This window comes from Exilibacterium tricleocarpae, from assembly GCF_007004655.1.
Taxonomy (GTDB): Bacteria; Pseudomonadota; Gammaproteobacteria; order Pseudomonadales; family Cellvibrionaceae; genus Exilibacterium; species Exilibacterium tricleocarpae.
In genome coordinates this window covers 89347-104741 of record NZ_ML660090.1, presented here as the reverse complement: position 1 = coordinate 104741, position 15395 = coordinate 89347, and the positions used below count along the sequence as shown (strand labels likewise).

At 53.7% G+C, this 15395-nt stretch carries 10 protein-coding genes, 1 pseudogene and 1 CRISPR repeat array (1 of these 12 running past the window's edge); of the genes and pseudogenes, 3 read left to right on the top strand and 8 right to left on the bottom strand.

Annotation, left to right across the window (positions count from 1 at the left end; genetic code table 11):
- Nucleotides 1-3283: direct repeats of the CRISPR family, unit length 29 nt; unit sequence GTGTTCCCCACGGGCGTGGGGATAAACCG (it extends 653 nt beyond the left edge of the window).
- 183 nt (nt 3284-3466) lie between these two features.
- Both FKG94_RS06865 and FKG94_RS06860 read right to left on the bottom strand, forming a co-directional pair.
- Nucleotides 3467-4273 carry an alpha/beta fold hydrolase gene (locus tag FKG94_RS06865; protein WP_142903472.1) on the bottom strand — a complete coding sequence of 269 codons (807 nt, stop codon included), beginning with the start codon at nt 4271-4273 and terminating at the stop codon, nt 3467-3469.
- Nucleotides 4274-4625: 352 nt separating this feature from the next.
- Complete coding sequence (locus FKG94_RS06860; RefSeq protein WP_179957520.1) at nt 4626-5660, bottom strand: extracellular catalytic domain type 1 short-chain-length polyhydroxyalkanoate depolymerase; 1035 nt, start codon at nt 5658-5660, stop codon at nt 4626-4628.
- A gap of 855 nt (nt 5661-6515) precedes the next feature.
- Between FKG94_RS06860 and FKG94_RS06855 the strand changes: the two genes are divergently transcribed.
- The 3 genes and pseudogenes from FKG94_RS06855 to FKG94_RS06845 form a co-directional block, all read left to right on the top strand.
- Nucleotides 6516-7901, top strand: a complete 1386-nt coding sequence (locus tag FKG94_RS06855) for a PhoH family protein (RefSeq protein WP_142903470.1) — start codon at nt 6516-6518, stop codon at nt 7899-7901.
- A gap of 370 nt (nt 7902-8271) precedes the next feature.
- On the top strand, nt 8272-10188 hold the full coding sequence (locus FKG94_RS06850; RefSeq protein ID WP_142903469.1) for a S1 family peptidase: 1917 nt from the start codon (nt 8272-8274) through the stop codon (nt 10186-10188).
- 148 nt (nt 10189-10336) lie between these two features.
- A pseudogene (locus tag FKG94_RS06845) lies at nt 10337-10492 on the top strand (ISNCY family transposase); the annotation flags it as partial.
- Nucleotides 10493-10665: 173 nt separating this feature from the next.
- Here FKG94_RS06845 and glpQ read toward each other — a convergent pair.
- The 6 genes from glpQ to FKG94_RS06815 all read right to left on the bottom strand — a co-directional run bounded on the left by glpQ (nt 10666) and on the right by FKG94_RS06815 (nt 15074).
- Complete coding sequence (gene glpQ, locus FKG94_RS06840) at nt 10666-11697, bottom strand: glycerophosphodiester phosphodiesterase (protein WP_142903467.1); 1032 nt, start codon at nt 11695-11697, stop codon at nt 10666-10668.
- The gene (locus tag FKG94_RS06835) at nt 11697-12890 is read right to left on the bottom strand and encodes a DUF3570 domain-containing protein (protein WP_246124989.1); all 1194 of its coding nucleotides are present in this window, start codon (nt 12888-12890) and stop codon (nt 11697-11699) included. Before FKG94_RS06835 ends, glpQ begins: the two co-directional genes overlap by 1 nt.
- The gene (locus FKG94_RS06830) at nt 12877-13110 is read right to left on the bottom strand and encodes a DUF4266 domain-containing protein (RefSeq protein WP_142903466.1); all 234 of its coding nucleotides are present in this window, start codon (nt 13108-13110) and stop codon (nt 12877-12879) included. The genes FKG94_RS06835 and FKG94_RS06830 overlap by 14 nt, the downstream gene beginning before the upstream one ends.
- Nucleotides 13107-13613, bottom strand: a complete 507-nt coding sequence (locus FKG94_RS06825) for a TlpA family protein disulfide reductase (protein ID WP_142903465.1) — start codon at nt 13611-13613, stop codon at nt 13107-13109. The genes FKG94_RS06830 and FKG94_RS06825 overlap by 4 nt, the downstream gene beginning before the upstream one ends.
- 85 nt (nt 13614-13698) lie before the next feature.
- Nucleotides 13699-14364, bottom strand: a complete 666-nt coding sequence (locus FKG94_RS06820) for an outer membrane beta-barrel domain-containing protein (protein ID WP_142903464.1) — start codon at nt 14362-14364, stop codon at nt 13699-13701.
- Nucleotides 14334-15074: an SH3 domain-containing protein gene (locus tag FKG94_RS06815; protein WP_179957519.1), complete on the bottom strand. Its 741-nt coding sequence runs from the start codon at nt 15072-15074 to the stop codon at nt 14334-14336. The genes FKG94_RS06820 and FKG94_RS06815 overlap by 31 nt, the downstream gene beginning before the upstream one ends.
- Nucleotides 15075-15395 lie beyond the last annotated feature (321 nt).

Below are 15395 nucleotides of genomic sequence, written 5' to 3'. Positions count from 1 at the left end.
ACGCGGCGACCTGGTGCTGTGTTCCCCACGGGCGTGGGGATAAACCGTGGTATGCAGAGTTTACAGTAGTGCAGAGCGGGTGTTCCCCACGGGCGTGGGGATAAACCGCCTCACTGCCTCGCGCTTTAGGCTTTAAATCAGTGTTCCCCACGGGCGTGGGGATAAACCGAGACCTGATCCACCGTATCACCTGCATGTCCAGTGTTCCCCACGGGCGTGGGGATAAACCGGATTTGAGGAAACCGCTCGCGCTTCCAAAACGGTGTTCCCCACGGGCGTGGGGATAAACCGGCATCCTCAGCACGGTTACGACCTCTCTCTTGGTGTTCCCCACGGGCGTGGGGATAAACCGTAATGTTGCAGGCATATCACAACGACCCGGCAGTGTTCCCCACGGGCGTGGGGATAAACCGCAAAAATCGGAACCAGGGGGAATCGGTTATGCGTGTTCCCCACGGGCGTGGGGATAAACCAGAAGAGTTGTAAGCGCGGCCCCTGAGTCACCAGTGTTCCCCACGGGCGTGGGGATAAACCGCCATGCAATTCATTGGCTGGTCATATGTCATTGTGTTCCCCACGGGCGTGGGGATAAACCGGGTGTTGTTGAGATTCTGACTAGGAAGTTTAGGTGTTCCCCACGGGCGTGGGGATAAACCGCATTTCATTTTGGTGTATCTGACAGGGTAGGTGTGTTCCCCACGGGCGTGGGGATAAACCGCTGTGGCCAACTCTCTTTTTGAGGGTGATGACGTGTTCCCCACGGGCGTGGGGATAAACCGCAGATTTACCGAGCAGAAACCGGTCAGGCTGGCGTGTTCCCCACGGGCGTGGGGATAAACCGCGAGGCGCCGGCGCTGGGTCCGCGTTAGTTGAGTGTTCCCCACGGGCGTGGGGATAAACCGGATGGGGGTTATCTTCTTCGGATTTTGATTTTGTGTTCCCCACGGGCGTGGGGATAAACCGCGAGGATCATCGGGGCTGAACCGGCGCTTGAAGTGTTCCCCACGGGCGTGGGGATAAACCGTCTCAAGCGATCCCGAATCCGCGAGAATTCCCGTGTTCCCCACGGGCGTGGGGATAAACCGCTTTCGCCGCGGAGTTGCCCCTCTGCAGCCAAGTGTTCCCCACGGGCGTGGGGATAAACCGATAGTAGGGATCAGGAAATCGAAGCGCTGGAAGTGTTCCCCACGGGCGTGGGGATAAACCGCTATGACCGCTGTGGCGGGTTTTGGCATAGTCGTGTTCCCCACGGGCGTGGGGATAAACCGAAGTATGATAAAAAAATACGTTATTTCCATTGGTGTTCCCCACGGGCGTGGGGATAAACCGTGTGCTTTCAGTATTTCTGTGTATCGTGATCCGTGTTCCCCACGGGCGTGGGGATAAACCGTACAAAAAGGTTAATCAACATGGTATTCAAGGGTGTTCCCCACGGGCGTGGGGATAAACCGGTTTTTTTTATGTTCTCCGAAGTTTTTCCGGAGTGTTCCCCACGGGCGTGGGGATAAACCGCACGCAACAAAGCACAAATAAAAGCAGCACGAGTGTTCCCCACGGGCGTGGGGATAAACCGGTGTTGCGGCTAGTTCGTCAGTGATAACCGCCGTGTTCCCCACGGGCGTGGGGATAAACCGCGATTGCCGACGTTCAGAACGCCCTGGATACAGTGTTCCCCACGGGCGTGGGGATAAACCGCCGTTGTCATCTGTTGTTGTGTTGGATAACGAGTGTTCCCCACGGGCGTGGGGATAAACCGCCAGTTTTCACCACGCGGTAACGGGCTTGAGTGTGTTCCCCACGGGCGTGGGGATAAACCGCAACATTTCCTGATGCTCATAAGTTTCAATCGGTGTTCCCCACGGGCGTGGGGATAAACCGGTTATGCTTTGTCATGTCATTTTGCATCCGATGTGTTCCCCACGGGTGTGGGGATAAACCGTGACGTTGGATTGGTATAACAATGTCTTTGAAGTGTTCCCCACGGGCGTGGGGATAAACCGGAATTTGCGGGAAGTTTAATCGCACCCAATCAGTGTTCCCCACGGGCGTGGGGATAAACCGGCCGGCCAGCGCCTCCTCCTGGTTAACATCGCGTGTTCCCCACGGGCGTGGGGATAAACCGGCCATCAGGAAAGCAACAACTACCGTACTGCCGTGTTCCCCACGGGCGTGGGGATAAACCGCCACTTGGCTATACGCATTCGGCGTGGAACTGGTGTTCCCCACGGGCGTGGGGATAAACCGCGCTTATAACATCTAGATATTAAGGAGAAAGCGTGTTCCCCACGGGCGTGGGGATAAACCGTGCACTAACTCACATATGTGCCGCCGGTCTAGGTGTTCCCCACGGGCGTGGGGATAAACCGATTGAGCGCCCCCAGGTTACGAAATATATCGCGTGTTCCCCACGGGCGTGGGGATAAACCGGCGTTTACTGGAGTCAACCCGCCGAGCCGACCGTGTTCCCCACGGGCGTGGGGATAAACCGTCCTCACACCAACATGATCGGAGTATTTAGAGGTGTTCCCCACGGGCGTGGGGATAAACCGTTTAAACCCCCAAAATCCACTTTAAGCCCGGCCGTGTTCCCCACGGGCGTGGGGATAAACCGAACGCCTGTTACCGTGATTCCTTTTTCGCTTTGTGTTCCCCACGGGCGTGGGGATAAACCGGCCGCCAAGTACCGCTGTACATAGAATACAGTGTGTTCCCCACGGGCGTGGGGATAAACCGTTTGGATGAATAGCGCCGCACCGCAAACACCTGTGTTCCCCACGGGCGTGGGGATAAACCGTTAATGTATGCGCGTCTTCTGCGATACCGTAGGTGTTCCCCACGGGCGTGGGGATAAACCGAGTTTAGGCTTTAAAACAGATCGGACGGTTAGGTGTTCCCCACGGGCGTGGGGATAAACCGTTGGTCAACTGCCGTTGCAGCCCACCGATAGAGTGTTCCCCACGGGCGTGGGGATAAACCGGGAGCCGTTCCTGCCGCCCCCGCAGCGCCTGTGTGTTCCCCGCGGGCGTGGGGATAAACCGCCGATCAAAACACCGTGCTCGGTAAACGTCTTGTGTTCCCCACGGGCGTGGGGATAAACCGGCTATGAGACGCCCATAGGGCGATTAGAATAAGTGTTCCCCACGGGCGTGGGGATAAACCGCCAACTGGTGGCCGGGGCATATTTACGGCAAGCGTGTTCCCCACTGGCGTGGGGATAAACCGGAGGTGGGCCGGAACCGCAAAATGTGGTACATGTGTTCCCTACAGATGTGGGGATAAACCGGTCGGTGATGAGGTACATCCGTCCTATAAGGGCGTTCCCCGCGAACGCGGGGTGTTACTACAGCATAAAAGTAGTAGAGTATTTTCCCCGCATATGCGGGGTATAACAAATAGTGAACGCACAAATCAGATTGCGGATAAATAGTGATTGACAACTTGTGCTAACCACAAAATCGACATCCAACTAACCGTATCGCAACAGTATCCAAGCCAGTGCACGAGCTGCAGTGATCATGGCATCATGGCCAGAGTCCAGCAACAGGTAACGCCACTGCGGGTCCTGTTCGATACGGTCTTTAATCGGATCGCCAGCTTTATAAATAGGATTCTGCGTGCAGCGAATAAAAACTTTCTGTAAATCTTCCGCGCCATTGTTTTGATAATATACGGGTTGCAAAACCGTCCCCAAGGGATCGTCGACAAGCCGCCGTTTTACCCAGGCTGCATGACGATGGTTTTCAGGAATTCCCAGAAAATCCAAATCGGGAACAGGATAAACAAAATCGTCCCCATAGAGTTCCAGAAGCTGCGCATGCTGTTCCACCGGAATAAAGGGTTCGCCTTCGGTGGGGATAAATGCGTCCAAATATATAAGACGTTTTATTCGATCCTTTAACAGATCTGCCACCAAGGTAATCACATACCCGGCGTAAGAATGACCAACCAGAACAATGTCTTGAAGTTCTTCAGTTTCGATCAGGTTTACGATATCTTTCGTATGGGCGGTGAGATCAATATCGCGATTTAATAGATGCGATCGGTCTCCGAGCCCGGTCAACGTCGGAGTGTAAACGCGCTGCCCGGCGAACTGCAGTGCCTTTCGAACATAGCGCCAACACCAGCCGCCATGCCAGGAACCATGCACGAGTACGTAGGTTTTTCGGCGCGAATAAAAAGACTGTTTGTCTGCGGATTGAGAGAAACTCTTTTTTGACAGAGCAGTCAGGCCCAGAGCCGGCCAGGCTGCCAGAAACTTTCGTCTATTCACCATGTTCCTGCGTCTCCTGCGATGCTTGCCTCACTGAATGAAAAAAATCAGTACATCTTACAGATGGCATAATTTATGGTTATACTGGTTTGGGATTGCCGGATCGCAGTTAGGTGAGGCTGATAAAGCGCCGGTCTTTATTCGGGATAATATTTACAGGTGGGTGGTGAAAAGTCCGGTCGCGTTTCACACTTCCAATGTGGTGAAGCTCTCTAACTTAATAGCACTTGACATTGTTAGGATTTCGCGCCAGTGCGAGTAAGGTTACACTATCGATTGTGAGCTGCCAGTCAACAGCCTGGCGGGTAAAACACCGTTCCGTGGCGTTGTATTGAAGGACTGATCAGAGTCAATTTTATCTGCCAAAGCCTGCGTGGTCTGACTGACGCCCCCGCATAGCGACGCCGGAAGTGGTGCCGTCTGACATCAGTCGATGTTTCCTGAAAAACTTCCACAACAATTTCGATACATCGGGCCCGGCCGGATAGCTAAACCTGCCGGGCGATCCGCCGTACCAGCCGTGGTCGGGCCCGGCCAGAAAGATAGTCTCCACCACACTTTTCCCGAACCGTTTCCCGTAGCGGGTGTGTGACCAGGGCACCCCGTGGGTGGACTTTTTTCTCTTGCGCTTGGAGAGCTTTTTCTGCGGACCAAAATACTCGATCCAGGAGTCGCGCAGATTTTTGCCAGCCTGAATATGCACGGTATCGTCGTTGTGGGAATGAACAATACAGATAGGCGCCGGCGTGCGGTCACTGTCGCGCGCCTTCTCCATCAGCGCCACCGTGGTGTCCAGGGGCCGGTAACGTCGCATTAGGGTATAAGGCAGTGCTACGGCGCTGGCACTTTCCCCATAGGGGACGCCCGCCACGGCAGCCCCCGAGGCAAAACGACCGGCGTGCACGGTCAGCGCGGCCACGGCCATGGCGCCGCCCGAGGACAAGCCGGCGATATGAACCCGCCGTTGATCGATGGCGAACTCGCCGGCCACCTCCCCCACGATTCGCCACAGGTCTTCCACTTCACCGGCGCCGGGCTTGATCTGCTCGGGGCGCCACCAGCCCCAGCAGTTGCGCGCGCGCAAATCGGTGTAGCGGGTCACAAAAGGATAGACCACGATAAAATTATAGCGGTCCGCCACACAGTCAAAGTCGCTGACCAACTGAATATCCCGATGATCCTGCCGGCAACCGTGCAGCACCATCACCAACGGCAGCGGCTTGTCGCGACGGTAGCCGGGCGGTACATAAACGCTGTAGTGCCGGCTTTGGCTGCCGGGGTAGTCGTGCCGTTGCGATACCCGATCATGGGTCTCGCCCCTGGGCGCGCTCGGGCCTATGGCTTTTAAACGTCGCAGGGGTTGTTTGATACGCTCTAAATACGCTATCACTTTTCCGGACTCCTCGTTTCGGAACTGCTGGCCGCCAGGTGCGAGGGCGGCAATAATCGGCTGGGGATGGCGTCGATTGCCGGCACAGTATAGTGAAATCGCGGGGAAAAGATTTGTACTGGCTAACAGTTTTGATCCTGTTATAAGCACAGTTTTGTTGCATTTTTTTAACAAAATCTCCTTATTTAACAAGACAACTCGATATTTAGCAAAGCACCCTAGCTTGTAACACCATGCCGGTAATAAGGCGTTATCGTTTTAAGCAAGAAAGTAGGGTTACAAGCAAGGAACCCTGGCGCGTTACTTCTTTTTCGCGACCGCCGCCGCGACGTCTGTCACAAACCGGTTGTCAGCCAGACGCAGTAACCCGCCGGCGCCGGAGACAGCCCTGATACTGAAAATAGTTTACAAATTGGTAATTTGCCATTGACTTCGCCGCCAATGTCTAGATAATCAGGAAAGCAATCGGCATTCAGGAATTGGTTTTTGGGCCAACGGCAAAACCTTGCGAAAGGCGCCGCCGCCGGACCCCTGCGCGGTAACTTTTGTGGAAGCTTGACTAATAACTTCTGCAAAAACTGGATTAACAGCTCTTGCGAAAGCCTGGTTAACAGCTTCAGCGAAAGCCGAATCGAGTGCGCTTGGGTTATACGACGCGGTTGTCCTACCAGCGGACTCAGTAAGTTTCAGCAGCTTGGTGAGTGAGCTTGAATATACGTCGATTATTTCCCCCTCTCTTTTTCTCTCATTTGATTTTGTATCTTAAGCGCCCATTTGCTTGCTTTTTTCCCGACAGGTATGTCGCCTGCGCCTGTCTTAGGGATTTATATCTACGCTACCCGGGAGTACCGTTGTATGGAAAAAATCTATGTGCTTGACACCAACGTCTTGCTACATGACCCGCTGGCCATAAAGTCCTTCGCCGAGCACCGGGTGGTACTGCCCATGACGGTGCTGGAGGAACTCGATGTCATCAAAGACCGGCGCGAGAAGGATGTCAGCCGCGAGGCGCGTATTGCCATCCAGTCGATCGACAATATCTTAAGTGATGCCAAACCCTGGGAGATTCAGGAAGGGGTGAGAATGCCCGCCACGGCGCTGCACGAAGAGACCGGCACCCTCGCCATATACCAGGACCAGCGCATCAGCGACGACGACAATATCCCCTATCTCAACGGCACGCCGCAGCAGGCCAACGACAACCGCATTATCAACGTGGCCCTGAAGCTACAGGCGGCCCATCCGGACGATTTTGTGTGCCTGGTCACAAAAGACATCAATATGCGCCTCAAGGCCAAGGGGTCCGGGCTTGAGCATGTGGAGGACTATCGCAACGACCGGGTGCTGGATGATCTGGACCTGTTGGCCAAAGGCTACGAATACACGCCGGGCGCTTTCTGGGAGCGGGTGGAGAAGGTAAAGACCGAAACCCACGGGCGCACCACAGTCCACACCCTCGCCCGCGAGACGCTGCCCAATGCCTACCCGCAAATGTTTGTGGTGGACGATACGGATTTTATCGGTTTTGTCACCGAGGTCGATGAAGACTTTGTTCACTTGCAGGATATGAATCGCGCCAGCCTGATGCACCAGGAATTTTGGGGCATCCGCCCGCGCAACCTGGAGCAGGCGATGGCGTTTTTCGTGCTGCAGTACCAGGACTCGGATATGACAGTGATGACCGGCCCGGCCGGTTCCGGCAAGACGCTGTTGGCGCTGGCCTACGGGCTGCATGTGATCATGGAGGAAAAGCGCTATAACAAGTTGATAGTCGCCCGCTCCACACCGCCGATCGCCGAGGACATCGGTTTTTTACCCGGCACCGAGGAAGAGAAGATGGCGCCCTGGCTGGCGGCCTTCGAAGACAACCTGGAGGTGCTGCACGGCACCGATGAGCACAGCTTCAGCAGTATCGATTACGTCAAGGAGCGGGCCAATATCCAGTTTAAGTCGTTGAATTTTATGCGCGGTCGCTCGTTCAACAACGCCTATATCATCATTGACGAAAGCCAGGGCCTGACCCAGTTCCAACTGAAATCCATCATCACCCGGGTGGGCCAGAACTCCAAGATCGTGGTGCTCGGCAACCTGGCGCAGATCGATAACAAGTATATTACCCCGCTGACCTCCGGCTTGACCTATCTGGTGGAGAAAGTGAAAGGCTTCGATTATGCCAGCATCATGCATGTCAATGGCATCGAGCGCAGCCGCCTGGCGGAGTTTGCGGAGGATAATTTATAGAGGACGGGCCAGAATGACATTCGCTTCAGCCCACTGCTTTTGGCGGGAGCATTTATCATTCTACTCTGACCCTAATGGCACTTACTTAAGCGTAAGTTACTAATAATATTGAAGAAAGCTGGCCCGTTGGTAAACTGAAATTGCGACCAAACAATTTCAATAACCAACAAGCCAGATCTCATCATGATTAGTAACAGGTATAATCGATTAAAACAACAGCAATTACAGAAATATGCTCAAAATAGAAGCTCCTACAGTTTCTTTAATTTGTTGACTAGCGAGGAGTTACTTGATTTAGATTCAAGTACTAACTATTAGTCAAGATTTGACCCCCCCCTGCACATAACTATTTCGTTTTAGGAGTGAGCTTATGCATTATTTAGCGTTAAATACCATCAGACCTGTAATACTGAGCATGGGTATATTATTCGCCACAGCCACGACAGCCAACACGTTCGACAACACCAACACAAAGTGGCCCTTTGGTAATTTTTTTAATAAAGCTCTTATTTATGGCACCATCTACACGGATAGAAACGGCAACAACCGCAAAGATCTTTTTGAAAAAGGCTTAAGGGACATTGTTGTTTATGTAGATGAAAATAATAATGGCGTTCGAGATACGAATGAAATAGCAACAAAAACAAATATCGCTGGACGCTATTTTTTAAAAATCGCTAAAGGAGACCACATTGTTCGCCAAGAAGTACCCTTCGGCTGGAGAAATACAGAAGGAGGAGAAGGTGAAGATACCGTTCCCGTAACGAAAGATAGTGAATATAGGATTACACCAAAAATTATCGGTGGTAAAGAGGTCAGCATCGAACAATATCCTTTCACGGTAGCGCTAGGGCGCACATTCGGCGATTACTTTTTTCATTTTTGCGGCGGGGCATTTATCACCGACCGCTGGATAGTCACCGCATCGCATTGTATTTCATATTATTCGATCGATAGTATAAAAGTTCTTGCCGGTACTAATGATATCACTGACGGAAGCGGTTATATATTGGACGTGGAGGATGTGATTATGCATCCTGGTTATGACTTTAATCCAGACCCGTCTTACCCAAGTGTTTGGTCTGGCTATGATATTGCACTATTAAAACTGTCTGAACCAGTAGCGTTAAAAGAGAATGGGCTCCAGTCTATCACGATGCTTACTGAGGAGGATCAAGCATTAGCCGCCGATGGTCAGTTATCTACCGCTTTAGGATGGGGTGTGAGCTTTATCCGTAGCCGCTTATTAAAGGATGTTCACCTTCCAGTCTTCGATACCGCAGAATGCCAAGCGTTGGTTCCCAACGCAATAAATTTCGATACACAGCTATGTCTTGGTGGCGCTTTAGAGGGGGGTATTGCGTCATGTACTGGCGATAGCGGCAGCCCGGTGCTTGTGCGAGATATTGACTCTGCAAAATGGCGATTAGCAGGCATTACAAGCTATGGAACGGGTGCGTGCGCAGCTCCCGGCGTACCTGGCGTTGCAGCACGAGTATCGGCCCTATCTGAATGGGTGAAAGGCACCGCTGTCTCACCCTCTCGTCACTATGAGCTTTCATTAGCTCCATTTAAAGTAGTGAGAGCGAATTTTGGTAACCGAAAAACGACTTACCAAACACGTCAAGAGATTGAACCTCGCTGGCAATTGGTGAATACCGCCATGACTGAACAGCAAGATGGCTATTTATTCGATTGGCGAATTATCGATGAGGCTCCGTATTCGCGTGAGTTTGATTGTGCTATTGATCTTGATGGTGAAGGCGAGCTGCCAAGTACTGAACTCGAATGTTTAGCAGGCGCCAACTCAGCCATTGTTCCGCTTTATTCGGAGGATGGCATTTATCAACCTTCAATGACGGCTAGTGATGAAAATGCGAGTTATACTCGCCGCTTTCCCAGAGTTACTATTGGCACTCCACCAGAAAAATCGATACAAGGCATACTCAGCACAGATGACGCAACAAACCCTGACACTGCTCCATCACGCCACTATATCGATTACTATAATATTGAGCATTTGAGTGGAGGCAAAATAGTGTCTATTCGTGTCGCATCAGAAAGCCTCCCAGGTATATCGATCAATGTTTATGATCGCGATACGCGAGAATTGGAAGGAGGTAGCGGCTATATTTATTTTGGGGGAACCAATATCACTTTCCTTCCTGAAGCTGATATCAATTATTTGATTGGTGTTTCCAGCAACACACCGGAAGCGGTAGGTAGCTATACCTTAACAGTAGTGAATGATGGAACCCCTGTCTCTACAGTACTTTCCTTCCCATAAGCATTTTAGGGTAGAGAAGCCTCGTTAAAACGCCGACAGCAAAATGTAGTCATTATTAAGCGAGGCTTTTTTTCATACATTTTAAAGAAGAGGCTATATGACACATGTTATTTAGCTTTGAGGATGAGTTATGCGGAATCAGCTGCCGGAATTGATTCAGTTGGTCGCGAGTGACCTGTTCGAGGAGGGCACGAAAGATACCGGACGCAGCGGCATGTCGGCTGAAAGTGTACTGCGCTGTGCCTTGTTGAAACAGTATCGTCAATTGAGTTATCAGGCGCTGGCATTTCATCTCGCGAATTCCGGGGACAGTTCATAATGGCACTTACTTAAGCGAATATGTGCTAGTCGACCGGCCTGGCTCTGGCTGAAGCCTTCAGTGTGCTTAACCAAGGTCCATGCGACTGGGATGGCGATCGATAAACTGATGCAGATATGCTTAAGTGAGTGCCATTCTACTCTGACCCTAAATTCCTATTATCTTTGCAGAAACGCCACTGCCCGATCCGGAAAATCGGTAAACACACCGTCGACACCGGCGCTATCGAAGAAGATACCCAGAAGCTGCTCGAAACTGGCGACCTGTTGCGGCAACTGGTCTGCGCGAAAGGTGTAAGGGTGTACGACCAGTCTCAATGCCTGGGCCCGTTTCACTAAATCAGTAATGATCGGCTTGCCACTGGCGTCGACCCCCGAGACCACCTGCGGCAACCAGGGCCCTATGCCGTCCGCATAGGCGGCGACTTCACGCAACCCGGCAGCGCTGAGCAGATGTTGAAAATCGGTTTGATTGTCCGGGTCTTTATAGCGAGGATCGATCAACAGTTGTACCAGCCTCAACTGACTGCCCAACTCCCGGCGAATACGCTTTAGCTCGCCCGCGTCGAAACACTGTAAATAGATAGCGCTGTTTTTATCCCGGTACCCGTAACGAGATAACACCTGCAACACGACCTTACTGATATCCCGGCCCTGGCGCCGATGCCAGGCCGGCTTTTTGATTTCCGGATAAATACCGACCTCTTTGCCGGCGGCCCGGTTGAGGCCTAGGATCAGTTCAATCTCCTCGGCCAGGGTGGGCACCCGGAACGGCGCCTTGGCGCCGGCAAAACGCTGCGGATACACTCGCGCGCCGGTTTCCAGATCGATGCGCTCATTGACCCGCAGTTGGCGGATTTCCGCGAGGGTGAAATCCAGCGCGTAGAAACGTCCGTCTCCCCGGGCCCTGTCGGGAAACCTGTCTTTTACATCGGTGACAGCATCCAGGTAGATATCGTGAAGGACGACAGGCACATCGTCTTTGGTCAACACGATATCCTGCTCGATATAGTGGGCGCCCATCCCGTAGGCCAGCGCCTTGGCGGCCAGCGTGTGTTCGGGCAGGTAACCCGATGCACCGCGATGGGCGATCACGAGTTTATCCGCCGCGGTGGCGGCGAAGGTGCAGGCCAGGCCCAGCAATAGCAGTAACAGGCAACTGGCGCCGTGTTTAACGGTGAATCGCCGCATCAGTACCAGAACGAAATAAACAGGCGAATCACATTGGCATCGAATTCATACAGCGATTCCTGCCCCGCCGGCACATCTGTATTGGGGTCGGTGCGCAGACTCTCGCGGGCATCGCGAAAGTCGTCGTATCTGAACTGCATAAAGTCCCAAAACAGGTTGATGGTACTCTTGTCAAATACCGAGAGATATTGCGAGCGCACCTGGTAGCTGACGCCCAGGCCGAAGGAGGTGGTGGTGTAAGTGCTCAGTTCCTTGTCGCGCCCGCGCAGGGTCTTCTCACCGGCGAATTCGTAGATATCCTGGTAAAAGTCGGCTTTGGTCTGCTCGTACTGGCGAAACTTGGCCTCGAATACCCAGTTTTGCCCGACCGGATGAATATAGCGCACTTCGTAGTTGCTCGCCTCGATACCCCAGTTGTCGCTGTAGAGACGATACTCCCCGCGCAGGGATGCGCGGTAGGGCAGGTAGTACATGGTACGCAGCGAGAGAGCATCACTGTTGCGCGTATCCGGGTAGTTTTCCTCTTCCAGGGTGAACTCCGTGGGCGAGGTGGGATTGAAAAAGCGCACAAAGCGATAGGGGTTTTGCAGGTAACCCTCGTCGGCAACCGACTCGATACCTATGGCCGCCATCCAGTTTTTGGTGAGTACCTGCGACAGGCCGATACTGTAGCGTCGGCCCTGCGCCTCTTCCTCGAACTCATCATCGTTGGTCCGGCGTATTGTGTTATCGCCGATACTGAAACCCATCGTCAGCGTGGTCATGGCGCCGAAGAATTCCTGGCTGATACCGAAGCCCACGGTATCGGCTTCGTAGTCGTTCTCGGTGCTGTTGGTGTAACTGAGGCTCATCAGGGTGCGGTCGTAGAGATAATCGATACCGACACTGTACTCGGTGCGCTCTTCCTCGTAGCGGCTGGCCCCGGAGACCTCCACGTCGATCGAGGCGCTGCTGACCATATCTAAATAGTAGTTGGCCGAGACCGAAACCGTGTTGGCAAAATCCTTGCGCACCAGGATTGAGGGGCCGTCGATAGTCACGCCGCCGCCGTCAAAGGCGTGGTAGAGAATATCCAGTCGGTCCTCCGGCAGTACCGCCGCCTGTGCGGCGAACCCGGCGCACAGCAGGAGGCCGCCGGCGATCAGCCGCTGCAGTCTGTTGACAGCGCCGGTTAGAACTTTAGTTGCAGCCACAGCCGCCACCAGCACTACCTTCAGCGCCCCGGGCCGCTTCCCTGGACTCGTAGACGTGGTTGATATAACGGGTGGACACCGGGTGGCTTTCCAGGCTCATGATCGGGTCCGCCAGCCGCTCGCGCTCGTAGGGTTTGACCCAGGGCTCGATGGAGCTGCAGCCGTTGGTGAAGATGGCGGCGGTGCTTAATAACAGAGCGAGTTTCGTCAATCGTTTCATTCGCGAATCAACTCCTTTATCTGTTTGCGATAATCGACCTCGTAACCGGGTTTGTAGCCGCGGTGCAGATAGCGCATATTGCCGTTGCGGTCGACCATGACGGTAGTGGGCATGGCGTCCACATCGAACATTTTGCTGACTTTACTTTGCGTGTCGTAGAGAATCGGGAAGCTGACGTTCACCTCTTTCAGGTAGCGGTCGGCTTCGCGGGTATCGGCCTCTACGTTGACGCCGAGGATCGTGAAGCCGGCGCGGCTGTAGCGCTTGTAGAGATCGTCGAGAATTGGCATCTCCTGGCGGCAGGGGCCGCACCAGGAGGCCCAGAAGTTGATCATTACGACTTCGCCGCGCAGCTCTTTCAGGCGCGTATTGGGGCCGCCGCGGGTTTTCAGCGTGAAGTCCGGGGCCGCGCCGGTGAGTTTTTCCGATGACGCCTGTACCGGCAACACCGACAATGCCATTGTCAATCCCAGGCCGAGCGCGGCGACAAATACTTTTCTCATTACACGGGTTCTCCAGATTCTTTTCCGGTCATTTCAGGTGCATGACCTCGTTGGTGTTAGTAAGCCCGGTCGTTAAAACCAGTTGTTAAAAAAAGAACGTCAGTCCGATAGTGGCCTCGATATTGTTGGTGGTTTTCTCCTCGCCAAAAATATCCAGGTCCATAATATGGTCCCGTACATCGAAGTGCAGTGCCAGCCAGTCGGTGGCGAAAAAGCGCAGGCCCATACCCAGGTTATAGGTAAAATTTTCCTCCCCGGCAAAATCGGTGTTGCCGGCCCCGGCGATCAAATAAAAAGTGCTGTTGAAAGCCCAGTTCTCGCCGATAAAAACCTCTCCTGGCAGAAAGTTATAGCCTACCGACAGATTGTAATAGGAAAATTCTCTCTGTTCCGGTGTGAGCAACTGCACAGAACCGGTCAGTGTCTCGAAGCTGGTTTCCGAAGTGGTGGTTTCGCCGTAGGCGGCTTCGAGAAAAAAGTCCTCGGTCACGTGGTAGGCGAAACGCACGCCGGTCACCTCGTTGCTGCCGAAATCCTCCACGCTCATCACGCCGAAGTAGACGCCGATTTCAAAGTCTTCCGAATCGATCTGGTCTTCTTCGATCTCGCGCCGTTCCATATCCGGGGTAATGATCCGGTCCAGCACGGAGCGCTCGGCGTTTTCGTCCTCTTGCGCCTGAGCCGGCGCGAGGGGCAAGAGTGCCGCCAGCGCAGCGGCGATTAGAAAAATACGCTGATTCCGGCTTTCCATTCGTTGATTTCCTCGTTCACTTCACGGCTGGTGAGAATTAGATGGTTGCTGTACTCCAGGCGCAGCATCAGGCGCCGGGAAACATAGTAGTAAGCGCCAAGGCCCACCAACAGGGCATTGTCGGTGCGGTCTTCGGTGGCCACCAGAGTGGCGTCCGGCTCGGTCTGTATCTGGCTCGCTCCCAGGGTAAAAAACGGCGACAACCGCCACTCGGGGAAGGGCTGGTGCACCAGCGCCAGGGACACCAGCTTGCTGTTGGAGAAGCTGCCGGTGGCCTGCCCCACTTTGATTTCCGCCGATATATTCTTGTTGAACCGGTAGCCGAGCGAGGCGGTGAGGGAGTCGGCCCCTTCGAAGTCGCCGCCGGTAAAACCGAACTCCCAGCGCCGGCCGAGAAAGTCTTCCAGTGTCGGGTCGCCGAGGTTTACCAGTTGCCCGTCCGGCCCCAGGGTATCGCGCATCTGGCGGCGCTTGACCCAGCCGAGTTTGCCGCGCCGGGTTTGCACTTTGAACCAGTCGGTGCGGCGTTTGAGAATCGTCACGACCTCGCCCTTTTCCGACACATGCACAATCGGGTAACCCCGTCCCGGTCCGGTGTGCAGTTCGATATAGGGATCGATAATGGTCACCATCGGCAGCGGCGCGTCGTCGGCGCGGCTCGCGTTGCCCCATAACAAGCCGGCAAGCAGGACCGATAGCAGTGATGTCATTCGTGGGCGCATTCGTTATTTTCGCAAGTTATGTCAGCTTTTCTGTCAGCTATCTGTATTTAGTTCAGCGCTCAGTTCGGCTGTCGGTTTTTTGCTATCAGGGTCTTGCCTGGTTAAAGAAGCTTATCGTGAACCCTGATATATAAACCTTATGCATCTGCCTTGTGTGCGTCTGCCTTGTGTTTAGGTCACCGACAGGCGGTCACCCTTGCGATCTTGGCCGTGCCTGGCCGCGGATTTTCGTCCGGCGGCACCTCAATACCTTGTCGTAAAAAATACGTTGGTGTAAAAGGTGCCGAGGTTATTCTGCCTGTTCCGGCC